This window comes from Aquitalea sp. LB_tupeE, from assembly GCF_013391415.1.
Taxonomy (GTDB): Bacteria; Pseudomonadota; Gammaproteobacteria; order Burkholderiales; family Chromobacteriaceae; genus Aquitalea.
In genome coordinates, this window is sequence record NZ_JACAXB010000016.1 from 131,782 (window position 1) to 153,678 (window position 21,897).

Here is a 21,897-nt window from a genome sequence, read left to right on the forward strand (position 1 = left end):
TTATTGGTAGGACAGGGTGAAGGTGGCCTTTGCCGCCACTGCCCCTGGTGTGATGGTTCCTGTGCGGATATACGCTGCATTGAATTGAAAGGTTTGCGTCCCTGTCATGTTGTTGTCCAGTACAATCTGGTTGATGGTGCCAGGTTCTGCAGAATCCGGGCCAAAACTGATGATATTGCCTTTGTAAGATAGCTGAACGCCAACCCCTGTTGCCGTTGAGGTGTTTTTCAGAATGGTTGTTGTTTGGCCAATATTATTGTTATCAGTAAATGTGATATTCAAATTGGTGGGGGAAGGGCAGTTTATCGTAATGGAGAATGGCGTACTTCCAGCAGTGGTGCTCTGAATAGACAAGCCATTCTTGGAAATTGTAGGTAGTGACACGTTGGTGCTACTTGCGCTAAGCAAGCTACAGCTACTTGTGGTGACATTGAATGTATTTACATTCATATTTGCAGTGTAGGTGTAGTTGTTAGTTTCCGATGCGATTACCCCCGGTGTCTCTGTACCAAGCGTTGTATTTTTGGAGCCACTGATATTAGCTATTTTGTAGAGTTGAAAATGAAATTTTCCAGTCAGCGTCATCTTCGGTACTGCCGAGAATTGGCTGGAACAGAATGAAGAATCATTAGTCTTCGAGGACCATTTAAGGCCGGCGCTTAGGCAGTCGTCGGCTGTTGGTTCAAATCCATAGGCGAACCCAATGCCGGGATTACTTGTTTTTAAAATGTTTCTCCCATTAATTTCTTTTAGCGCGTTGTATGATCCCATTACTGTTACGATACGCCCATTGGGATTGCTTGTGCAAGTTAAGATTGTTGTGACAGGAGATGTGAATTCACTACCAATAGGAGAGTCAATAGGTACATTGTCTCGATTGAGCGCTAAGTCTGGCAGAGTAATATTAGCATTCTTCGTGGTGCACTCAGCCATTGCCATGGTGGCTGATAAAGCTGCCCATATTGCAAGTACATAGGCAAGAGAAATTAGTTTGCGATGGCATAGAATTGAAATAATAAGCTTGAATATTTTTTTAAAATGGAGATATGTATGAGAAGCCTGCTTGTATGATTTCATAGCTTGAATACTCGATAGGTTGAATTTTTGATTGACTTCATCGTGTTTATTATGCAATTGCAGTTAGGGTTCATCAGGCCGGCGATTGGTCAAACAGATCAGAAATATCTGGCCGTTAAGTAGGCAGTAAAGGTATGCCGGGGTTATTGTGCACAAATGAAGGAAGATAAAAAATTTCCTGCTTCCTGCTTGAAATTTCTTAATCTCACCGATATTGAAAGTCTGATTGTATTTTTATAATGCAATTATTTTATAAATAATCTAATGGATGAATTAATCAAGTGTGGTTGTGGAGCCCTCATGCCGTGGCATAATATTTCTGTGGCGTTAGCAATAGGACTAAGGAATAGTAGACAGTCAGCTGGGATAAAAATACTAGGAAATTTCCTTTGCTCCTATGGAATTTTCTTAAATTCTGGGTGCTGATATAGAGGAGTCCTTGTTACCGCCGTAGGAATATATTTGCAACTTATGGCAGAGTTTCTTATTTGTTTTAGGACACTCCATCTTCATCAAGCGCTGCGGAAGACGCATGGCGTTGTGTGCTGCCACATCCGGCAGATGCGCATGGTCGCGTTTCTGTGGTGCTGTGCGGCAGCCCTTGTTGTGGTAGCCATGTTCCTGTGAGCCGTGTAGAGTGTTTTGTTTGGATACAATCTGCGTGTTGCCATGGTTTTCTGCCATAAAATGCCAGTTGTATTGCAGTGAACATGGAAAAAAAGGGGGAAGTGAAGTGAGCGTGACTTTTTCTGCTGCTGTCTATCAGCAGCGCCGCAGCGCGCTGCAGCAGTCCATGCCGGACAGCCTGTTGTTGTTTGTTGGCAATGTGGATTCGCCGATGAACTACCACGACAACATCTTCCCCTTTGTGCAGGATTCCAGCTTCCGCTACTTCTTTGGCCAGAACCAGCCGGGCATGGCGGCGCTGATGGACACTGCCGCTGGCACCACCACGCTGTTTGGCAACGACCCTGACGTGGCGGACATCGTGTGGACCGGCCCGCAGCCTTGCCTGGCCGAGCGCGCCGCCACTGCCGGCATCAGCCTCAGCCAGCCGTATGCCGTGCTGGAGCAGGCGGTAGCCACCGCCCGAGCAGCCGGGCGGGCTGTGCATTATCTGGCACCGTACCGTGGCGAGACCCGGCTGGAACTGGGCCGCCTGCTGGGGGTGCATCCGTCCGTGGTGGCGGCAGGTTTTTCACCTGCACTCACCCGCGCGGTGGTGGCGCTGCGTGAAATCAAGAGCGCGGAAGAAGTGGCCGAAATGGAAGCTGCGCTGGCCGTCACCGGTGCCATGCATGTGGCCGCCATGCAGGCTTCGCGCCCCGGCGTGGTGGAGCATCAGGTGGTGGGCATCATGGAAGGCATCATGCGTCGCCATGACTGGCAGCTGGCTTATCCGTCCATCTTCTCGCGGCGTGGCGAGGTGCTGCACAACCACGCGCACGACAATGTGCTGCAAAAGGGCGACCTGGTACTGAACGACACCGGCTGTACCTCTGGTGGCGGCTACGCCAGCGACATCACCCGTACCTTCCCGGTGGGCGGGCGTTTCAACCAGCAGCAGCGCGAGCTGTACAACATCGTGCTGGACATGCAGCTGCAGGCCATCGCCGCCATCAAGCCCGGCGTGCGCTATCTGGACGTGCACAAGCTGGCAGCGCAGGTGATGGTGCAGGGCATGAGCGAGCTGGGCTTCTTCCACGGCCCGGTGGAGGAGATTGTCGAGTCCGGTGCCTATGCCATTGCCTTCCCGCATGGCCTGGGGCATCAGATCGGCATGGACGTGCACGATATGGAAGGCCTGGGCGAGGACTTGGTGGGCTATGACGACACCGTCCAGCGCAGTCCCTTGTTCGGCTTGGGCTATCTGCGGCTGGGCAAGGCATTGAAGGCGGGCATGGTGCTGACCGTGGAACCGGGCATTTACTTCATTCCGGCGCTGATTGCCGCCTGGCAGGCCGAGGGCCGTCACAGCCCGTACATCAACTACGCGCGCTTTGCCGAGATGAGCGGTTTTGGCGGCATCCGCATTGAAGACAATGTGCTGGTGACGCAAACCGGCAGTCGGGTGCTGGGCGAGCCCATTCCCAAAACCGTGGAAGAGCTGGAAGCCATCATGCAGATGTGAGCTGTTTTGCTATCGCACCAGCAAAGAAACCGCCTTCACGGCGGTTTCAGATTATTGGCAAATCCTTCTCCCTTTCTGAAAAGAAAGCGAGGCTCCCTTTCAGGGAAAGGGCGGGGGGAAAGGGGATCGATGGGAAGGCTGCGGAATTAAATGCTCGGTCGTCAGGCCCGGCTTTGCCGGGTCCGGTACAATCGCATCAAATGACTTTGTCAGCAGCCTGAAACCGCCTTCACGGCGGTTTTTTCATGTCTGGCGTGGCACGAGGAGCATGGGCATGACCGCGATCACTGGTCGGTCGGGCAGGGATGCAGTACAAGAAGCAGGTCTGGCGGGCTGGGCGGGTCGCGTTGATTTTTCAGCATGGCTTGTGGCTGTGTGAGCCATTGCTGAATCTGAGCGCTTGCGAGCAACACTTATTTGCAGCTTGGGTTCAACGTTGGCCTTGCATCTGGAAAATCCTGCCTAGAATGAAATCTGGGCCGGAGTAGGGGAGACAGTACCGGCTCCACCCGTCAGCGACGTGACAGACTGCCTGCCGCGCCACTGTGACCAGGCAACAGCCTAGCCAGACAACAACATCCATCAGCTGGAGAGTCACATGGAAACCACATTCCAAGCGCTGCCATCCATGGCCATGCCTAAACATACCGATCTGGTTCATCTGGACCAGCGCCCGCAACGCCCCATCAATCTCAAAAGCCCGGCGCTGGAGGTGATGACAGACCTGCGCATCATCGACCCGGTGAGTATTGGTGAGGACGAAATCCTGCGTCATGCGCACAATCTGATGATCAGCCGCGGCATCCGCCTGTTGTTTGTACAGGATGACGAAAGCCGCCTGGTGGGCCTGATCACCGCTTCGGACATTCTGGGCGAACGCCCGGTGCAGTGCATGCTGGAGCATGGCAAGCGTCACGATGAAGTGCTGGTGCGCGACGTGATGACGCCGCGCAGCGAGCTGGAAATGCTGTCCTTGGCTGATGTGCAGCACGCCACCGTCGGTCACATGGTATCCACGCTGAAGCAGCAGGGCCGGCAGCATGCGCTGGTGGCCGAGCTGGACCTGAACACCGGTCACTACCAGCTGTGTGGCATGTTCTCGTCTTCCCACATGGCACGGCGCTTGGGCATGCCGCTCAATTTCATGCGCGTGCCGCAGGCCTTGTCGGAAATCCAGCACGCACTGTTGCATGAGGGCTGAGCCCGTTTGGGCGGGCCGGGCTTTCAGCAAGCTTCGTCCGCCGTGTCTTGTGGCACGGCGGTGCTGTACTTGGTGGTTTCCATCACCACCAGCGATTCAAATTCCCGCACATTGTCATTGCTCATGATGTGCTGGCGGCAAAAGCGTTCGTAATCGCCCATGTCGCGTACCAGCACCACCAGCACAAAGTCCGGCCGCCCGGTCACGTGGTAGCACTCCACCACTTCCGGCGCGGCGCGGATGGCCTGTTTGAAGGCATCCACCAGCGCAATGCGCTCGCGCTCCAGAATCACATTCACCACCAGCCGCAGCGGGCGTCCCAGTACGGCCGGGTCTACCAAGGCCACTTCGCGGCGGATGATGCCCTCGCTGCGCAGCCGTTTGAGCCGCCGGGTAACGGCAGTGGGCGACAGGCTGACGGCTTCGGCCAGTTCATCGTGGGTGCGGCGCGCGTCTTCCTGTAGCAGGGCCAGCAGCTTGCGGTCGTAGCTATCCAGCTGTTTTTCATCCGGCATATCAGTTTTCCTGCATTGCTTATTCACAAACATCAGTTTGGCTGCATTTTGCTGCAGTAAAACGCAGCGGTGCAAGCTGGCGCGCTGCTTACACTGGCAGCATCCATCGGAGATGCACCATGTCGGCTTCCAGTACCATCCTCAATCCCTTCCTGTCCCGCACCGCGGCATCCGCACGCTGGCTGCCCATGCTGCTGTTTGCTGCGCTGGTGACGCTGTGGGCCTACAACTATGTGGTGATGAAGCAGACCTTGCAGGCCACCACACCCATTACCCATCTGATTTTGCGTACCACGCTGGGCAGCCTGACCCTGTTTGGCGTGCTGCTGGCGCGTGGCCGTGCCATCCGGCCGCAGCGCCTGTCGCAGGCGGCGCAGGTGGGGCTGAGTACCACCTGTCTGTACAGCCTGTCCATTACCCTGGCGCTGGTAGCGGGGGCGGCGGGGCGCACTTCGGTACTGGTATTTACCATGCCGTTCTGGGTGGCGCTGCTGTCACGCTGGTTGCTGGCCGAGCCGTTTGGCCGCCGTACCGGCCAGGCCTTGGCCGCCGGTTTTGTCGGGCTGATGCTGATTGTGGCGCCCTGGCAGCTGCATGGCGGGGTATTGCCCATGCTGCTGGCGGTGCTGGCTGGTTTCTTTTGGGCGCTCGGTTCGGTGTTGAGCAAGCGGGCGACACGCTGTGGCCAGCTCGACAGCCTGAATTTTTCGGCCTGGCAGGCCTTGATTGGCCTGTTGCCAATTCTTGCCTTGTGGCCGTGGGCGGATTTTGCCCATATCCATTGGTCCGGCGCTTTTGTGCTGGGCCTCTTGTACGCCGGAGTATTGTCCAGCGCGGTGGGCTGGCTGGCCTGGCTGTGGCTGCTCAAGCGTTTGCCGGCCAGCACGCTCAGCTTTAATGCGCTGGTGATTCCGCTGCTGGCGGTGGCTATGGCGGCACTGCAGCTGGGGGAGTGGCCGCTGGCGCGCGAGTTGGCCGGCATGCTGCTGGTGGGGGTGGGGATTGTGCTGATCGCCCGGCGCTGAACGCCGCTGCAAAGCGGCCCCAGACTATCGCCAAACCCCGCTCGCTTTCTGCAATGAAAGCGAGGCTCCCTTTCAGGGAAAGGGCGGGGGGATTGGGATTAGATGGGAAGGCTGCGGAATCAGGTGCTTGGTCGTAAGGCCCGGCTTTGCCGGGTCCGGTGCAATCGCATCAAATGACTTTGTCAGCAGCCTGAGGCCGCTGATGAGCGGCCTTTGCGCTGTGTGGCGGTGTGTCAAACCACCAGCGAAATCAGCGTGCCGACGGTGACTGCCGCTGCGGCCCAGCGTCCGGCAGTGAAATAGCTGTTTTCCGTCTGGCTGGGTGTCGGGGCGGGGTCGGCTGCCGGATCGGGCAGGTTCAGCACGCCATAGGTAAAGGATTTGACGGCGGATGGCGCGTTGTCATCCGTGCTGGCGGCATTGCTGTCACTGCTGGCCTCATCTGCCTTGCCCTTGCTTTGCAGTTTCACGATGGTGGAGGGCGAGGCGCTTGCCGCCTTGCCGTCACTGTCCAGTGTGTTGCTGTCCTTGCCCGTTCTGGCCGCAGTCTTGCCACTGCTGCTCAGTGTGCTGGTGCTGTTGTTTGCCGCGCTGGTTTTGCTGATATCCATCATGGTCTCGCTGCATACAAATGATGATCGGATGCTTCATTATCGGTATGTCAGCGCGCAGGCATGAGGCCGCTGGATGTAAAGATCGGGTAAAGAAAGGTTAAGCGCAGCGCTTGGTACTCAACCCAGCTGCTGTACCGTGTCACCCGCTGCCGGTTGGCAATCATCCGCCATGTCATCCCAGCCCTGGTGAGTGACCAGCGTCTTGCCGCGCAGGCAAACCTGAATCCGTTCGGCCCCTGCGGCCTGCTGACGCACAAAACCTTCGATTGCCGCGGGCAGGCTCACCTGATAGCGGTTTGCCGCCAGTTCGCTGTCCGGGTGGTCGCCATTGTGCACCAGTGGCACCACATTGGCCGCCCACACCATGTAGCGGTGTTTCACATCGACGGTATCCGGGCGATAGCCCTGCTGTTGCAGCCAGTCCTGCGCCTGCCTGCGGCCATCGCCTTCATGCGGTAACTGTCCCCAGGCGTGCGCCAGCAGCTCCACCAGCCACTGGTTACAGTTCTGGTAGCGGGTGGAAAAGGGGTAGGCGTTGGCGCTGTAGTCCGCCCCCAGCAGTTGCAGCGACAGCTTGTTGTCCAGCGCGGCGGCTACCAGTTGTTCTTCCTGTTTTGCCGGCAACAGCAGGATGGACAAGTACACATTGCTGCCTTGCGGCTGGTCGATCAGGAAACCCGGCAGGCCCTGGTCGTACAAATGCGGACGCTGTTCTTCACAGGCGTAGTACAGCTGGCGTACCGACCATGGCGAGTTGGGATTGTTGCGCAGGCTGATGCCTGCATGGGACAGGCGGATATGGAAACGCTCCAGGTCCAGCCCGGAGCGGGAGATGATGGCCGCCTGATGACCGGATGCATCCAGCAGCTGGCGTACCTGCTGGCTGAATAGCAGCAGGTCGCTTTTGCGTGCCACGCTCTGCTGCGACGACTGTTCGCAAAACAGCAGCGAACCTGCAGCCGCCTGTTTGGCCAGTGTGGCTGACAAGGCAAACAGCCCTGCCATCAGCAGGGCTTGAAGGCGTCGGCCGGTGGGACGGTGCAACAGAATCAGGACACCACCTTGGGCTGCACTTCAGACTTCCAGGCCTGATCCAGCAGCAGGGCAAACGGCTGTTGGTTGTCGGCGCGGGCAAACACCAGGCCATAGGCTTGTTTTTGTGCATGCACGATCTGGCCGGTTTCCACGCCGCTGTGCTTCACGTCAGCCTGGGCCACGAACAGATTGAAGGGCTCGGTATTGTTGGCGGCAGCCACCGGCACCAGGGTGAGCTGGGTTTTGCCCGGTTGGTCGGCCTGGGCCACGGCCACCACCTTGTAGTCGCCCTCGGCGATATTGCCGACAGCCTTGGAGGAGTTCTGCAAGGAGGTGGAAATGCTGCCCACCGTGGCGCTGACACTGTCGGACACCGACAGCATGGAGACGGCAGCGTTGGCCTGGGTGCATAGCAAGCCCAGCATCAGGCAGCAGGAAGAAGCTAGGGTTTTGTGCAGTGTGATCATGATATTGGCTATGTCCATCCGGAACGGAGTCTTGCGAAGAGAAAGCGCACTGCCGCATTGGCCCTGTGCGGGTAGGCCACCAGCCGGTGTGGGGCAGTGGCAAGATCAGGCTGCGCCAGCCATCTGTTTATGGCCTACAGTTGGTCTGCGTGCGCAGCCGTATTGTTCCGGGCGTGGCCTGCCACCGACAAGCAATTTTACAAATTTTGATGTGTCAGTCAGCCTGCAGGGCCCGAGCCTGGCTGGCTTGCCAGGCCGTTGGCAAGACGGCAAGATCAGCCGATTGTCCCCTGTCGGAGACAGCGCATGGCCTGTTAGCCATGGCTGAAGACCAGAATGCACATTGCACGGCCTGCCAGTTCTGATGCTGTTGACCCTCCCGGCCACGACAACCCTTCCAGTCGGCCGGTGTCGCTGCATGCGATTGTCACTACGGTGAACGTACTGGCAGAGCAGGGCATTGCCGCCGCCGAGGTGCTGGCGGGCAGCGGCCTTCCACCGGAACGCCTGCTGGAGCCGGCCCGGCTGATCAACCACCATCAGGAACTCACCGTCTTCGACACCGCGCGTCGCCTGTCGCAGGACGATGCCCTTGGCCTGCGGCTGGGCCATGCCATGCACACCTCCAACTACGGCATTCTGGGTTACACCATGCTGGTGAGTCCCACCTTGCGCGTGGCGCTGGAAACCGCCATCCGCTTTCCCTTGTTGCTGGCCAGCTATTTCACCCTGCGGCTGGAAGAGCGGGGCAAGGATGCCTGCCTGCTGGCCGAGCACTATCGCTACCGCGAGGATTTGCTCTGCTTCAATGCCGAAATGTGCCTGTCTTCGATGTGGACCATCGCCCGCGACTGCATGGGTGTGCGCTGGTCGCCCAAGGCCGTGCACATGAGTTTTGCTCCACCCGCGCATGCCGGGCTTTATCCGGCCATTTTTGGTCAGGCGGGCAGTTTTGACATGGCGGAAAACGCATTGCTGTTTCCGGCCAAATGGCTGGATCGGCCACAACCGCTGGCCGATGCGGTCAGCTTCCACATGGCGCTGGAGCAATGCCAGCGTCAGCAGCAGCAATGGGCCAGCAGTCATGGCTCGGCCTTGGTGGCGCGGGTGCTGCGCCTGATGCAGTCCGACCCGGTGCGGTTTGCCCGACTGGACGAGCTGACCGCCACCTTGCACATGTCCGAACGCACGCTGCGGCGCAAGCTGTCCGCACTGGGAACCTCCTTCCAGGCCTTGCTGGATCAGGCACGGCACCAGCAAGCGCTGCATCTGCTGCAGGAAAGCAGCCTGTCTATCGGCATGATTGCCGAGCGGCTGGGCTTTGCCGAATCCGCCAGTTTCCGCCACGCCTTTGCCCGCTGGACCGGCAAGCGACCCTCCGATTTGCGTCGCTGACGCTGCTGCGTTTCCCTTCGTTTCTGTCCCTGCCAATGCGGCTGTCTGAGCGTAAGTCTGCCTGTCCGGAACGACCTGGCTGAACCGGCAGGCGCTGTCCGGTACGCGGTTTGCACCGTATTTTTGGCCGGATTTATCCCATAGTTGACCGCTATGTATCTTTTCGCGACCGCGCTTGTTGGCAGAATGAATAAAAAAAAGACGGACCACTCAATGTCATTGCCCAGGCCATTTCTCCCTCGCCAGGAGCGTGCCACGCGGCTCCCCGGCCTGTAGGCAATGTCACGTCCGATCACACAAAACGGAGGAGAAACCATGAGCAAGCCAAGCGATGCCGCCATTCTGGCGGTGCGACACCCGGCCATGCGCCAGTACCTGCGACCAAGCGGCACACGGCCGGAGGGTGACTTTTCCCCAATCTGCCACGGCACTTCCTTCTTGTGCGATGACCCGGCTGCACGGCTGAGCCCGTGCGGTCATGCCCGCCCGCCCGGCGTGTAGCGCCAGGCTTTTTCCCATCCTGACAGCAACCCAACACCATCGCCGTGCGGCGTGGTGCGGGGGCGTGTTTTCACTGCATTTGCACCGGAGGACTGCCATGACCGGCAATCGTGTGGCAATTGACGTCGACCATGTCTGCAAGCGTTTTGGCCATGATGAACATGCGGTATTGGCGCTGGACCATATTGCGCTGAGCATCCGCGAGAACGAATTTTTCACCCTGTTAGGCCCGTCCGGCTGTGGCAAGACCACCTTGCTGCGCATGATTGCCGGTTTCGAGGACGTCAGTAGCGGCGATATCCGCCTGTATGGCGAATCGCTGTCCGGCAAGCTGCCCTTCCAGCGCCCGGTGAATACCGTCTTCCAGAGCTATGCCTTGTTTCCGCACCTCACGGTGGAGGAAAACATCGCCTTCGGCCTGGAAATGCGCGGTGTTAAAGCGGCAGACATCAAGCCCATCGTGGCGGAGAAGCTGGAACTGGTGAAGCTGGGCGGTTTTGCCCGTCGTCGTCCGCACCAGCTGTCCGGCGGCCAGCAGCAGCGGGTGGCGCTGGCCCGTGCGCTGGCCCCGTCGCCCAAGGTATTGCTGCTGGACGAATCCTTGTCCGCACTGGACCTGAAACTGCGCAAGGAAATGCAGGTGGAACTCAAGCGCCTGCAACGTGAAACCGGCATCACTTTTGTGTTTGTCACCCACGATCAGGAAGAAGCGCTCACCATGTCCGACCGCATCGCGGTGATGTCGGCGGGCAAGCTGCAGCAGGTGGGCAGCCCGGAGGACATTTACGACCGCCCGGCCAACCGCTTTGTCGCCGATTTCATTGGCGAAACCTCCTTTCTGCAAGGGCGGGTGGCCGATGGCCTGCTGCACTTTGGCGAAGCAGGCAGCCTGCCCGGCACCGTGCTGGACCAAAGCCACGACGGCCATGCCGCCTTGGCGGTGCGACCGGAGCGCCTGCAACTGTCCACCAGCGGTAGCGGCTTGCACGGCGTGGTGTCCGAGGTGGTGTATCGCGGCGTGGATACCGTTTACACCGTGCAACTGGCCGACGGTCAGCCTTGCCGGGTGCGCAATACCAATGACAGCGGAGCGGTGCGGCTAGCCCGGGTGGGCGAGCGCGTGCAGCTGTCGGCGCAGCCGGGTGCCTTCCACCGTTTGCAGGAGGCCGACCATGTCGCTTGACCCACAACGGCGCTTGCGCCGCCGCCTGCTGCTGGCGCCCACTACGCTCACCCTGCTGCTGTTCATGGTGCTGCCCATGTTGCTGATGGCCTGGATGTCGGTGCTGGCCCCGGACACCTACGGCGGCGTGCGCTGGAAGGAATGGAGCCTGGACGCCTATGTGCAGTTCCTGTACGAGCGCGATCTGGACGACAGCCTCACACTCAACAGCGATTACCTGCAAATCTTTGGCCGCTCGTTTTTGCTGGCGGGTTTCGCCACGGTGGTGACGCTGCTGATCGGCTTTCCCACCGCGCTGTATATCGCGCTGAAAGAAGAAAAAACCCGCCAGCGGCTGATTCTGCTGATTTCCATTCCCTTCTGGACCAACCTCCTGGTGCGGACCTACGCCTGGATGCTGCTGCTGCGCAATGGCGGGCTGATCGATAGCAGCCTGTCCGCGCTGGGCTTGAGCCAGGGGGCGCTGGATGTGCTGTACACCCCCACGGCGGTGGCCATCGGCTTTGTCTATTCCTTCCTGCCCTTTATGGTGCTGCCCATCTACACCAGTCTGGAAAAAATGGACTGGCGGCTGGTGGAAGCCGCCTTCGACCTGGGGGCCAACCGCTGGCAGGCGCTGCGGCGGGTGATTCTGCCACTGGCCATGCCCGGCATCGTGGCGGGCTGCCTGTTGGTGTTCATTCCGGCTATCGGCTCTTACTACATCCCCGAGCTATTGGGCGGTGGCAAGAGCCTGATGATAGGCAACCTGATCCAGAACCAGTTTGGCACTGCCCGTAACTGGCCTTTTGGGGCTGCCTTGTCCTTCATGTTGCTGGCGCTGGTGCTGCTGGCGATGTGGGTTTACACCAAGCGCTTCCAGCGCCCTCCGGGAGAATGACATGCAAGCCTCCAATACCCTGTGGCGCTTCCGTGGCGTCACCCCCACCGCCATGCTGGCCTTTGTCTACCTTTACCTGCCCATCGTGGTGCTGGTGGTGTTGTCCTTCAACGCCAACCGCATTGCCACACTGTGGACCGGTTTTTCCTTCGACTGGTATCTGAAGGTGATGGACAACGACAACATCCTGCGCGCCACCAAGAACTCGCTGATCATCGCCTGCGGGGCCACGGTGCTGGCCACCAGCTTTGCCACCATGGCGGCGCTGGCCATGGCGGGCAAGCGTTTTCGTGGTCAGGCCTTCATCAATGCCATGCTGGGCCTGCCGCTGTTGGTGCCGGAAATCGTCACTGCCGTGGCGTCCTTGCTGTTCTTTCTTGCGCTGGGGCTGGACCTGGGGCTGATGACGGTGCTGATTGCCCACACCGTGTTCTGTATTCCCTTTGCTTACCTGCCCATCCGCGCCCGGCTGGAAGGGCTGGACCCACGGCTGGCCGAAGCGGCGGCGGATCTGTACGCCGGGCCGTTTGCCACCTTCCGTCGCGTGACCCTGCCCCTGATCCTGCCTGGCGTGCTGTCCGGGGCCATGCTGGCCTTCATCGTGTCGCTGGACGATTTTGTCATCACCTTTTTTGTGGCCGGTGCCGGTGCTACCACACTGCCGGTGTACATCTTCGGCCTGATCCGCATGGGCATTACCCCGGAAGTAAATGCGGTGTCGGCGCTGATGCTGTTGGTGTCGATTGCTTTTGTCGCGCTGTCCTACTGGATGGGCCAGCGCAAATCCTGAACCGGGTCGGCGGCTGTGCTGCCCCTCATGTTTCGCTTGTTGCACAACATACGAAGGAGAAATGCCATGAAAGTCTGCAAACTGCATTCGCTGGCCCTGGCGGCTGGCCTGCTGGTATCCGCCTCGGCCATGGCCGCAGGGGAGCTGAACCTGTACAACTGGTCTGACTACATCCCGCAGGATTTGCTCAAGCGCTTCGAGAAGGAAACCGGCATCAAGGTGAACCTGGATGTGTTTGATTCCAATGAATCGCTGCTGGCCAAGCTCAAGGCCGGGGCCAAGGGCTATGACGTGGTGGTGCCGTCCGACTACATGGTGAAAATCATGCGCGACGAAGGCCTGCTGGAAAAAATCGATGCCAGCAAAATGCCCAATTTCAAGCTGGTGGAAGCGCCGCTCAACAAGCCGGATTTCGACCCGCAGCGCGAATATTCCGCGCCATACATGTGGGGGGTGACCGGCTTTACCTATGACGCCAGCCGGGTGCCGGGCGGCAAGCTGGACAATAGCTGGAAGAGCTTCTTCACCCCGCCGGCCGCGCTCAAGGGCAAGGTGGTGGCGCTCAATGACGTGGCCGAGTTGTACAAGGCCGCTGCCATCTACCTGAAAGTGGACCAGTGTACCGAGGACCCGAAACAGGCCAAGCGCATCCAGGACCTGCTGGAAGCGCAAAAGCCCATGCTGGCCATGTATAACTCCGACGGCACCATCGAGCGCATGCAGGCGCAGGAAGTCATCATGCACCAGCAATGGAACGGTGCCGCCTACCGTACCCGGCAGAAGCTCAAATCCGCCGTGTTTGTCTATCCGAAAGAAGGCATCCCGTTCTGGAATGACAATCTGGTGATCCCCAAAGGGGCCAAGAATCGCGATAACGCGCTCAAGTTCATCAACTGGATGATGGAGCCGAAGAATATCGCCGAGGCCTCCAACTTCACCGGCTACAACAATGCCATCAAGGGCAGTGCGGCCTATTTTGTCGCCGACCTCAAGGCCGACCCGGCCATCAACCCCACTGCCGCCATGCGTGCGCTGTTTGTGCCCAACAAGAACTGTTCGGCCAAGGCCAATGCGCTGCGCGACCGGGTGTGGACCAAGCTGAAGAAATGACACTTGCTGGCTGAGGCCGGCTTTCCCTTGCAAACACAACACAATGCCGCTGGCTCACCGCCAGCGGCAAGGAGACCTGCATGCTGACGACTTACAGTGACGACCACCACTTGCACCACGGCAATGCCGAGCTGATCGACGGCACCCTCAAGCCTTGCTTTGAAATGCCCAGCCGCGCTGACATGGTGTTGCAGCGCGTGCGCCAGACCGGGTTGGGCGACATCATCTCTCCCACCGAACACGGGCTGGAGCCGCTGTTGCGCGTGCATGACGCCGGTTATCTGCATTTTCTGGAGCAGGCCTGGAGCCTGTGGCAGGCCGAGGGCCGCAGCCATGATGCCCTGCCGCTGGTGTGGCCGGTGCGCGGCCTGCGTACCGACCGCATTCCGCAGGATATCGACGGCCTGATGGGCTACTACTCGTTCGATGCCGGGGTGCCCATCACCGCCGGTACCTGGCAGGCCATCCGTTCCTCGGCCAATGTGGCGCTGACCGGGCTGGATACCATGCTGGCCACCGGGCGCAGCACCTTTGCGCTGTGCCGCCCGCCCGGCCACCATGCCGCGGCGGATTACATGGGCGGCTATTGCTATCTGAACAACGCTGCCATTGCCGCCCAGGCCATGCTGGACAAGGGAGCCAAGCGGGTGGCCATCCTGGATGTGGATTACCACCACGGTAACGGCACACAGAGCATCTTCTACCAGCGTAGTGATGTGCAGTTCCTGTCACTGCATGGCGACCCCATGGTGGAATATCCCTATTTTCTGGGCCATGCCGACGAGCCGGGCGAAGGGGCTGGGCTGGGCTTCAATCACAACTACCCACTGCCCCATGGCACCGACTGGTCGCACTACGGCCCGGCGCTGGCCGATGCCTGCAGCAAGATAGCCGCCTACGCACCGGATGCGCTGGTGGTGTCGCTGGGGGTGGATACCTTCGAGCAGGACCCGATCTCCCGATTCAAGCTGAAAAATGCCGACTACCTGCGCATGGGCGAAGCCATTGCCGGGCTGGGCCTGCCCACCTTGTTCGTGATGGAAGGCGGCTATGCGGTGGAAGACATCGGGGTGAATGCGGTGAACGTGTTGTCCGGCTTTGAAAGCGTGGCAGGCTGAGGATGGCGGGGAGGCCGGGTGGCCTCCCCATCACTGGCTTCAGGCATGGGCCGGCGCAAAGCTGCCCGCCTGCGCCATGCGCCACATGCGGCCATAGAACTCGGCCTTGATGTCGCCGCCCAGCAGCTCGCCCGGCTGCAAAAACACATGCAGCTGGGAGAACAGGCGGATTTCGGTATCGCTCACCCGCCGTACCAGGTGGTGCGCCTCCAGCTGCGACGGGTGGGTGAGGCCGGCGGCGGCCAGCATCTCGGACAGTGCATGCAGGGTGTTGCGGTGGAAGTGATACACCCGCTCAGCCTTGTCCGGCACCACCAGTGCGCGCTGGCGTAACGGGTCCTGGGTGGCCACGCCGGTGGGGCAGCGGTTGGTGTGGCAGCTTTGGCTCTGGATGCAGCCGACGGCAAACATGAAGCCGCGTGCGGAGTTGGCCCAGTCCGCCCCGATGGCCAGCACGCTGGCAATGTCGAAAGCGCTGATGATCTTGCCGCTGGCACCCAGCTTGATCTTGTCGCGCAGGTTCAGGCCCACCAGGGTGTTGTGCACGAACAGCAGGCCCTCGCGCAGCGGCACGCCAATGTGGTCGGTAAACTCCAGCGGTGCCGCGCCGGTGCCGCCTTCCTTGCCGTCCACCACAATGAAGTCCGGCAGGATGCCGCTCTCCAGCATGGCCTTGGCAATGGCCATGAATTCCCACGGGTGGCCCAGGCAAAACTTGAAACCCACCGGCTTGCCGCCGGACAGCTCACGCAGCCGGACAATGAAGGCCATCATTTCCAGCGGCGTGGAAAACGCGCTGTGGCCGGAGGGTGACACGCAATCCTGCCCCAGCGGCACGCCACGGGTGGCGGCGATTTCCGGCGTCACCTTGTGCTTGGGCAGAATGCCGCCGTGACCCGGCTTGGCACCCTGGCTGAGCTTGATCTCAATCATCTTCACCTGCGGGTTGTGCGCCTGCCGGGCAAAGCGTTCCGGGTCGAAACGGCCCTCATCGTCGCGGCAGCCAAAGTAACCGCTACCCAGTTCCCACACCAAGTCGCCGCCGTGTTCCAGATGATAGGGGCTGATGCTGCCCTCGCCGGTATCGTGGTAGAAACCGCCCCGGCTGGCTCCCTGATTGAGTGCGCGGATGGCATTGGCGCTGAGCGCACCAAAACTCATGGCCGAGATATTGAAAACCGAGGCGGAGTAGGGCTGCTGGCATTGCGGGCCGCCGATGTCAATGCGAAAACCGGCCGGGTCGCTGCGCGGGGCCGGGCGGATGGAATGGCTGATGAATTCGAAGCCGCTGCCGTAGACATCCAGCAGGGTGCCAAAGGGCTTGTCGGCCTGGGTATTTTTGGCGCGGGCGTAAACCAGCGAGCGCTGGTCACGCGAGAAGGGCAGCTGTTCGCCATCGGCTTCCAGCAGGTATTGGCGGATTTCCGGGCGGATGGCCTCCACCAGATAGCGGATATTGCCCAGCACCGGGTAATTGCGCCGCACCGCGTGGCGGGTTTGGGTGAGGTCCAGCACGCCCAGCAGGCTGAGCGCGATGGCGGTGAGGGTGAAGGGCCACAGCCATTCGATCTGGTGTAGTGCCAGGCCGATCAGGCTGAGCAGGATGCAGGCAATAAAAAAGGCATAGCGGCTGAGCAGGGACAGGTTCATGCGGGCTCCGGCAGGCGCGGGCTGAATGCGATGTGGAACAGGACAAGGCTTGAGACTTGTCCTGCCTGATCGGGTTCAGCTTAGCGCCCAGGCCGGGGCTGTGCCATGGCTGATGGCAGCGCAGTGATGGTGTTAATGAAAACGCACGATGTCGCCGTTGCGATCGAAAGCCAGATAGCGGGAGATGTCGCCACCGGTCTGGATGGTCTGGATCATGCGCTTGAGCACGGCGTCGATGTCGGCTGCCGGTGGCGGGCCACCGGCGCTGCCATCCAGACAGGCGACAAACATGATGTGCCACGGCTCGCCCATGCGGGCGGATTCGGCTTGCAGGCTGGCAAAATCCACCAGCTCTCCGGCTGCGCGGTCCAGGCACATGCTGGGCAGCAGGATGCCGCCTTCGCCGCGAGCAAAGCGTTCTGCTTCTTGCGGCTGGTGGTCGTCATGCAGCACGGCCTTGGCAAATACCAGCAGCAACTGTTGCGGGGCTGGCTGCTGACGGGCGGCAGCCAGCAGGGTGTTGAAATCGTGGATATCCATGGTCAGGCACTCGACAAGGGGGCTCAGGCAGTGTGGCTGCTGGTGTGGCTGCTGGCTATTCTCCGCAGGAACTAGTCTGGCAGCGCAGTGGAATTAGACCGCAATAAAGCGGGTGCAGCGTCTGGTCTGCCCCTTTATGCTGGCAGGCATGACAACAAGGGAGACGCGACGATGAATCGCGACATGATGGGACTGGTGGTGCTGGCGGCCTTATGGGGTGGCTCGTTTCTGTTCATGCGGGTGGCCGTGCCCGAGCTGGGTGCAGTACCCCTGATTGCCTTGCGTCTGGCGCTGGCCTCCATGGTGCTGTTACCGGTCTTGTTGCTGCGTGGTGGTCTGCCCCTGTGGCGGCAGCACTGGTTCCGCATTGCCGTGGTGGGCGTGTTTCTGTCGGCCCTGCCGTTTTGTCTGATTGCCTGGGCCAGTCATAGCCTGCCGGCTGGCGTGGCCTCGGTATTGAATGCCACCACGCCCTTGATGACCGCCTTGTGGGCCATTCCGCTGGCGGGTGAACGCATGCGCCTGGCGCGTGCTGCAGGGCTGCTGCTGGGACTGGCCGGGGTGCTGGTGTTGATGCTGGGGCGTGGCGCGGCATTCGACGTGCAGTCGCTGCTGCCGGTACTGGCCATGCTGGGGGCAACTGCTTGTTATGGTTGGTCCGGCCATATGGCCCGGCGCTGGTTACCCGGCCTGCCGCCGCTGGTGACTGCCACCGGCAGCCTGTTCAGCGGAGCGGTGCTGGTGGCGCCACTGGCCTTGTTCTCGCTGCCGCCACATGCGCCCACGTCCATGGTGTGGGGCGCCGTGCTGGCCCTGGCTGTGGGTTGCACCTCGCTGGCCTACCTCATCTACTACCGGCTGATAGACCGGCTGGGGGCCACGCGTGCCAGCACGGTGACTTATCTGGTGCCGGTGTTTGGTGTGCTGTGGGGGGCCTTGTTTCTGCAAGAGGCGGTCAGTTGGCCGATGCTGCTGGGCGGGGTGCTGATTCTGGGCGGGGTGTTGTTGCTGGGCTGGCGACCCCGTTCCTGAGTCGCCAGCCAGTTTCAGGCGGCAGCTGCTGCGTTGAGCGGCAGCAGGATGCATACCCGGAAGCCACCGTCGGCCTCGTCAACAAAGCGTAGTTGGCCGTGGTGCTGCTTGACCACCCGCGAGACGATGGCCAGCCCCAGGCCGCTGCCGCCATCGGTACCGCGGTGTTCGGCCAGACGCTCGAACGGTGCCAGGGCCGACTCACGCAGTGCCGCCGGAATGCCGGCACCATGGTCGATCACGCTGAGCATGGCCATATTGTCCTGGCATGCCACCTCCACCCGCAGTGGCGGTTTGCCGTAACGCCGGGCATTTTCCAGCAGGTTGGACAACAGCCTTTCCAGCGCCAGCGCATCAGCCTGCAGCTCCGGTTCTGCCAGGCGATCAAGGTGGACATCCAGCCCGCTGCGGCCAAAGCGGGCCACCACGCTGTCGGCCAGTTCCGCCAGGGCTACCGGCTCCAGCCGGGCGGATTCCTCGGCGCGGGCAAAGTCGATGAACTGGCGTACTATGCGCGACAGCTCGTCGATATCCGCCAGCATGTCCGGTGTGTCCGGGCCGCTGTCTTGCAGCTCCAGCATCAGTTTCAGCCGGGTCAGCGGCGTGCGCAGGTCGTGTGACAGGCCGGCCAGCATCAGGCGGCGCTCCCGTGCGGCATTGTCCAGCGCGCTGGCCATGTGGTTGAAGCCGCGTGCCAGGGCAATCAGCTCGCGCGGGCCGTCTTCGGCCAGTGGTGAGGGCAGCTTGCCACCTGCCAGCTCACGCGAGGCCACCACTACCTTGCTGATGGGGCGGGTGATGCGCCATGCCACCAGCGACGCCAGCAGGATGGCCAGCACGGTAGCCAGCAGTGCAGCCTGGATCAGCGAATAAATAGGGCGGTCGCTATAGCGGCCAAACGGAATCACCAGCCAGTACGGGGTGTCCAGCACATGCACGTTCACCCACAGCTCGTTGCGGTCTTCGCGGTGCACCATGTAACCGTGCACGGTGTCCCCCAGACCCTTGCTCAGGCGGCTGACCAGGCTGTCGGCCACGCGGGGCAGTTCCTTGTCAAACTGTTGGCGGGGGGCCGATTCCTGCGGCAGCAGACGCGGCAGGCCGGGGCGGTTGTAGCTGGCCAGAAAAGCGCTGCGCTGGGCCGGGTTCATGTTGTCCATCGAACCCTCCAGAAACGCCAAGGTATCCACCACCTGGGCATAGAGCTGCTTGTCCATCAGCTTGTGGCGCTCGCCAGCGGCAATGTAGACCGTCACCACCTGGGTGGTGACCACCACCACCACCACCAGTACGATCAGGCGAAACAGCAGGGAACCGGCAAGGCGTCGCAGCACGGCTTACTCCCGCTCGCTGCCGTCAGGCACAAAGACATAGCCATAACCCCACACCGTCTGGATGAAGCGCAGCGGGCTGTCCCCCGCTTCCAGTGCCTTGCGCAGGCGGGAGATGTGCACGTCGATGCTGCGGTCCAGCGATTCGCCATTGCCCTTGCCCAGTGCCATTTCCATCAATTGCTCGCGGGTGAGCGGGCGGCGCGGATGGGTGGCCAGCACGGTCAGTACGGCAAATTCCGCCGTAGTCAGCGGCAGCACCTGCTGGTTTTTTTGCAGTTCGCGGCGGCCCAGATTGAGCTGGAAGTCGCCAAACTCGATGATTTCGTCGGATTCGTGACGGGCCGCCAGCGCCGGAGTGGCATGATGGCGACGCAAAACCGACTGGATGCGGGCGGTCAGTTCGCGCGGGTTGAACGGTTTGGGCAGGTAGTCGTCCGCACCCATTTCCAGGCCGAGGATGCGGTCCACATCTTCCCCGCGCGCGGTCAGCATGATCACCGGCACGGTTTCGCCCTGGGCGCGCAGGCGGCGTACCACGGCCAGGCCGTCGTCACCGGGCATCATCACGTCCAGCACCATCAGGTCCGGGCGGTTGCGTGCCAGTTTGCGGTCCAGTTCGCGCGCGTCCGGCAGGGTGTCCACGACATAGCCTTGCTGGCCCAGATAGCGGGTAAGCAGTTCGCGCAGCTTGGCGTCGTCATCGACGATCAGAATCTTGTTGTGTTCCATGATATTTTCCTTGATGGCGCGGCGGAGTGTGACAGCCGTCATGCTAATGGCAAAGCTTAACGTGCTGCGGGCCTGGCGGCGATGGGCGTTCATGAATTTCTGTTAAACCCTGATGGCCATTCACATTAGTTAACATTTGGTAACATAGGGCACACGGTTGGGCAAAGAGCGGCTTCTACACTGCCATTGTGTCCTGCACGCCGGAGTACATCATGAGTAACAAATCCCTGATTTGCATCACAGTGATCGCGTCTGCGCTGCTGCTGCCTGCGCTGGCCCGTGCCGATGAACGCGGTGGCAATGGTGCGGATATCCGCGAAGCCCGCCAGCAAGCCCAAGCCCAGGCCAGCCTGGCGATGCCACCAGCCACCGCCATGGGCGAGCCGGCAGCCAACCCGCCTTACAGCATGCGCCGTCCGACAGACGAGAAATGAATCCCGCGGCAGCCGCCGTGTGTCCCACCCGCCTTCTGCCTCGATTCCCAAGCATCGTCGTGGCAGGAGGCCTGATGTCAGGTTAAAATACCGCCATGAAGTACCATGCCATATATGTCTTGCTGTTTGCTTCGGTGACGGCATTTGCCTTGCCGGTGGCTGCACAGGGCCCGGATGGCATGCAGGACGGCGCGACGGAGTTCCCGCATCAGGGCCGGCCACCGTCCGGTGAAGAGCGCCGTTTGCGTAATTTGCGCCTGAAAGAAGCGGTGCAAGCCGGTGATTTGTCACCGGAAGATGCGCGCCGTTTGCAGCGCAAGCATCCTGGACCGCCAATGTCACCGGTTCCCGGAAACGGCGTGGAGCGATATGGCCCGGATGGCTTCTCTCGTCCGCCCCCACCTTCGCCGGTGCAGCGTAATTTCTGGCGCGACAAACGGCAAAAGGCGCAGGAGCAATACCAGAACGATTGACCCGGTTGCATGGTGCGCCGGGGATTGCCATTGGCAAGGACGCGGCTTTGAACACAGCTTGGGGAAAATGGATTCATATGCGCAGCGTGTGCTGCATGATCGGCCTGCTGCTTTTGCCGTCGGCGCTGGTGCTGGCAGCTGCGCCCGATTGTGACAAGGCCATGGCACCACAGCGTTGTGCCAGTCACCGGCAGGCCTGGCTGAGCTGTAACGATATGAAAGACGGGCCTGCACGTGCTTGTATCGAACAATATACGCCGGCGCTCAGTTGCAAGCGCAGTCGCAACGCGCGGCAATGCGAGGCCTTGCAGGCGGCGCAACAAGCGTGTGATGGCAGTGAAGGGCCGGCACGTCGCGCTTGCATACGGGAACGCATGCCGGAGGCGGATTGCAGCCATGCCAGTAACAAGGCGCGTTGCGAACAACGTGCCACTGCCGAATGGCAATGTGCCGAAACCGCTGGCCAGCAGGGCCGTGAATGTGTGCGCAAGGCACTGATTCCTGCTCCGGCTGCGGCCAGCCCTCCGGCGCCGCGCCGCTAACTTTGGTGTTATTTATCCGAAAAGACCCGGCAGCGCCGGGTCTTTTCAACTTGTTGACAAACCCCCTCTCGCTTTCTGAAAAGAAAGCGAGGCTCCCTTTCAGGGAAAGGGCGGGGGGATT

23 protein-coding genes are annotated in these 21,897 nt (G+C 60.6%); 14 read left to right on the plus strand and 9 right to left on the minus strand.

Going from position 1 to position 21,897, the window contains the following annotated elements; genetic code table 11:
* Entirely contained in the window at window positions 1–1,077 is a 1,077-nt protein-coding gene (locus HWX34_RS07855; protein ID WP_178971729.1) for a fimbrial protein, read from the minus strand.
* A gap of 733 nt (window positions 1,078–1,810) precedes the next feature.
* Between HWX34_RS07855 and HWX34_RS07860 the strand changes: the two genes are divergently transcribed.
* Window positions 1,811–3,208, plus strand: a complete 1,398-nt coding sequence (locus tag HWX34_RS07860; protein WP_370459689.1) for an aminopeptidase P family protein — start codon at window positions 1,811–1,813, stop codon at window positions 3,206–3,208.
* 598 nt (window positions 3,209–3,806) lie between these two features.
* Window positions 3,807–4,409, plus strand: coding sequence for a CBS domain-containing protein (locus tag HWX34_RS07865; RefSeq protein ID WP_178971730.1), 603 nt, complete (start codon window positions 3,807–3,809; stop codon window positions 4,407–4,409).
* 23 nt (window positions 4,410–4,432) lie between these two features.
* Here the strand turns inward: HWX34_RS07865 and HWX34_RS07870 are convergent, their stop codons facing one another.
* Window positions 4,433–4,924 carry an Lrp/AsnC family transcriptional regulator gene (locus HWX34_RS07870; RefSeq protein ID WP_178971731.1) on the minus strand — a complete coding sequence of 164 codons (492 nt, stop codon included), beginning with the start codon at window positions 4,922–4,924 and terminating at the stop codon, window positions 4,433–4,435.
* Window positions 4,925–5,043: 119 nt separating this feature from the next.
* Here HWX34_RS07870 and HWX34_RS07875 point away from each other — a divergent pair, with 119 nt between their 5' ends.
* Window positions 5,044–5,949, plus strand: coding sequence for a DMT family transporter (locus HWX34_RS07875; RefSeq protein WP_178971732.1), 906 nt, complete (start codon window positions 5,044–5,046; stop codon window positions 5,947–5,949).
* Between the two features lie 233 nt (window positions 5,950–6,182).
* On the opposite strand, the gene HWX34_RS07880 is transcribed toward HWX34_RS07875, so the two are convergent.
* From HWX34_RS07880 to HWX34_RS07890, 3 genes are all read right to left on the minus strand, one after another.
* On the minus strand, window positions 6,183–6,563 hold the full coding sequence (locus HWX34_RS07880; protein ID WP_178971733.1) for a hypothetical protein: 381 nt from the start codon (window positions 6,561–6,563) through the stop codon (window positions 6,183–6,185).
* Between the two features lie 117 nt (window positions 6,564–6,680).
* Complete coding sequence (locus tag HWX34_RS07885; RefSeq protein WP_178971734.1) at window positions 6,681–7,607, minus strand: DUF2145 domain-containing protein; 927 nt, start codon at window positions 7,605–7,607, stop codon at window positions 6,681–6,683.
* A 5-nt stretch (window positions 7,608–7,612) separates the two neighbouring features.
* The gene (locus HWX34_RS07890; protein WP_178971735.1) at window positions 7,613–8,065 is read right to left on the minus strand and encodes a hypothetical protein; all 453 of its coding nucleotides are present in this window, start codon (window positions 8,063–8,065) and stop codon (window positions 7,613–7,615) included.
* Window positions 8,066–8,401: 336 nt separating this feature from the next.
* On the opposite strand from HWX34_RS07890, the gene HWX34_RS07895 reads away from it, so the two are divergent.
* The 7 genes from HWX34_RS07895 (at window position 8,402) to HWX34_RS07925 (ending at window position 15,042) form a co-directional block, all read left to right on the plus strand.
* A complete protein-coding gene (locus HWX34_RS07895) occupies window positions 8,402–9,460 on the plus strand; it encodes an AraC family transcriptional regulator (protein ID WP_178971736.1) in 1,059 nt (352 codons plus the stop codon).
* A 315-nt stretch (window positions 9,461–9,775) separates the two neighbouring features.
* Window positions 9,776–9,961, plus strand: coding sequence for a hypothetical protein (locus tag HWX34_RS07900; protein WP_178971737.1), 186 nt, complete (start codon window positions 9,776–9,778; stop codon window positions 9,959–9,961).
* A gap of 97 nt (window positions 9,962–10,058) precedes the next feature.
* Window positions 10,059–11,144 carry an ABC transporter ATP-binding protein gene (locus HWX34_RS07905; protein ID WP_178971738.1) on the plus strand — a complete coding sequence of 362 codons (1,086 nt, stop codon included), beginning with the start codon at window positions 10,059–10,061 and terminating at the stop codon, window positions 11,142–11,144.
* Window positions 11,134–12,024 (plus strand): ABC transporter permease, encoded by an 891-nt coding sequence (locus HWX34_RS07910; protein ID WP_178971739.1) that lies wholly within the window; start codon window positions 11,134–11,136, stop codon window positions 12,022–12,024. The genes HWX34_RS07905 and HWX34_RS07910 overlap by 11 nt, the downstream gene beginning before the upstream one ends.
* A gap of 1 nt (window position 12,025) precedes the next feature.
* A complete protein-coding gene (locus tag HWX34_RS07915; RefSeq protein WP_178971740.1) occupies window positions 12,026–12,814 on the plus strand; it encodes an ABC transporter permease in 789 nt (262 codons plus the stop codon).
* A 66-nt stretch (window positions 12,815–12,880) separates the two neighbouring features.
* Complete coding sequence (locus HWX34_RS07920) at window positions 12,881–13,924, plus strand: extracellular solute-binding protein (RefSeq protein WP_178971741.1); 1,044 nt, start codon at window positions 12,881–12,883, stop codon at window positions 13,922–13,924.
* Window positions 13,925–14,004: 80 nt separating this feature from the next.
* Window positions 14,005–15,042, plus strand: a complete 1,038-nt coding sequence (locus tag HWX34_RS07925; RefSeq protein ID WP_178971742.1) for a histone deacetylase family protein — start codon at window positions 14,005–14,007, stop codon at window positions 15,040–15,042.
* A gap of 39 nt (window positions 15,043–15,081) precedes the next feature.
* Here HWX34_RS07925 and HWX34_RS07930 read toward each other — a convergent pair whose 3' ends face one another.
* Together HWX34_RS07930 and HWX34_RS07935 are read right to left on the minus strand one after the other, a co-directional pair.
* Window positions 15,082–16,692, minus strand: a complete 1,611-nt coding sequence (locus HWX34_RS07930; RefSeq protein ID WP_178971743.1) for an FMN-binding glutamate synthase family protein — start codon at window positions 16,690–16,692, stop codon at window positions 15,082–15,084.
* 132 nt (window positions 16,693–16,824) lie between these two features.
* Window positions 16,825–17,232 (minus strand): ribonucleotide reductase subunit alpha, encoded by a 408-nt coding sequence (locus tag HWX34_RS07935; protein ID WP_178971744.1) that lies wholly within the window; start codon window positions 17,230–17,232, stop codon window positions 16,825–16,827.
* A 171-nt stretch (window positions 17,233–17,403) separates the two neighbouring features.
* On the opposite strand from HWX34_RS07935, the gene HWX34_RS07940 reads away from it, so the two are divergent.
* Window positions 17,404–18,264 (plus strand): DMT family transporter, encoded by an 861-nt coding sequence (locus HWX34_RS07940; RefSeq protein ID WP_178971745.1) that lies wholly within the window; start codon window positions 17,404–17,406, stop codon window positions 18,262–18,264.
* A gap of 14 nt (window positions 18,265–18,278) precedes the next feature.
* Here HWX34_RS07940 and HWX34_RS07945 read toward each other — a convergent pair whose 3' ends face one another.
* Window positions 18,279–19,598, minus strand: a complete 1,320-nt coding sequence (locus HWX34_RS07945; protein WP_370459690.1) for an ATP-binding protein — start codon at window positions 19,596–19,598, stop codon at window positions 18,279–18,281.
* 3 nt (window positions 19,599–19,601) lie between these two features.
* Entirely contained in the window at window positions 19,602–20,327 is a 726-nt protein-coding gene (ompR, locus tag HWX34_RS07950) for a two-component system response regulator OmpR (protein WP_045846341.1), read from the minus strand.
* Between the two features lie 212 nt (window positions 20,328–20,539).
* Between ompR and HWX34_RS07955 the strand changes: the two genes are divergently transcribed.
* From HWX34_RS07955 to HWX34_RS07965, 3 genes are all read left to right on the plus strand, one after another.
* Window positions 20,540–20,761, plus strand: a complete 222-nt coding sequence (locus tag HWX34_RS07955) for a hypothetical protein (RefSeq protein ID WP_178971746.1) — start codon at window positions 20,540–20,542, stop codon at window positions 20,759–20,761.
* Window positions 20,762–20,856: 95 nt separating this feature from the next.
* Complete coding sequence (locus HWX34_RS07960) at window positions 20,857–21,234, plus strand: hypothetical protein (protein WP_178971747.1); 378 nt, start codon at window positions 20,857–20,859, stop codon at window positions 21,232–21,234.
* Between the two features lie 77 nt (window positions 21,235–21,311).
* A complete protein-coding gene (locus HWX34_RS07965) occupies window positions 21,312–21,776 on the plus strand; it encodes a hypothetical protein (RefSeq protein ID WP_178971748.1) in 465 nt (154 codons plus the stop codon).
* Window positions 21,777–21,897 lie beyond the last annotated feature (121 nt).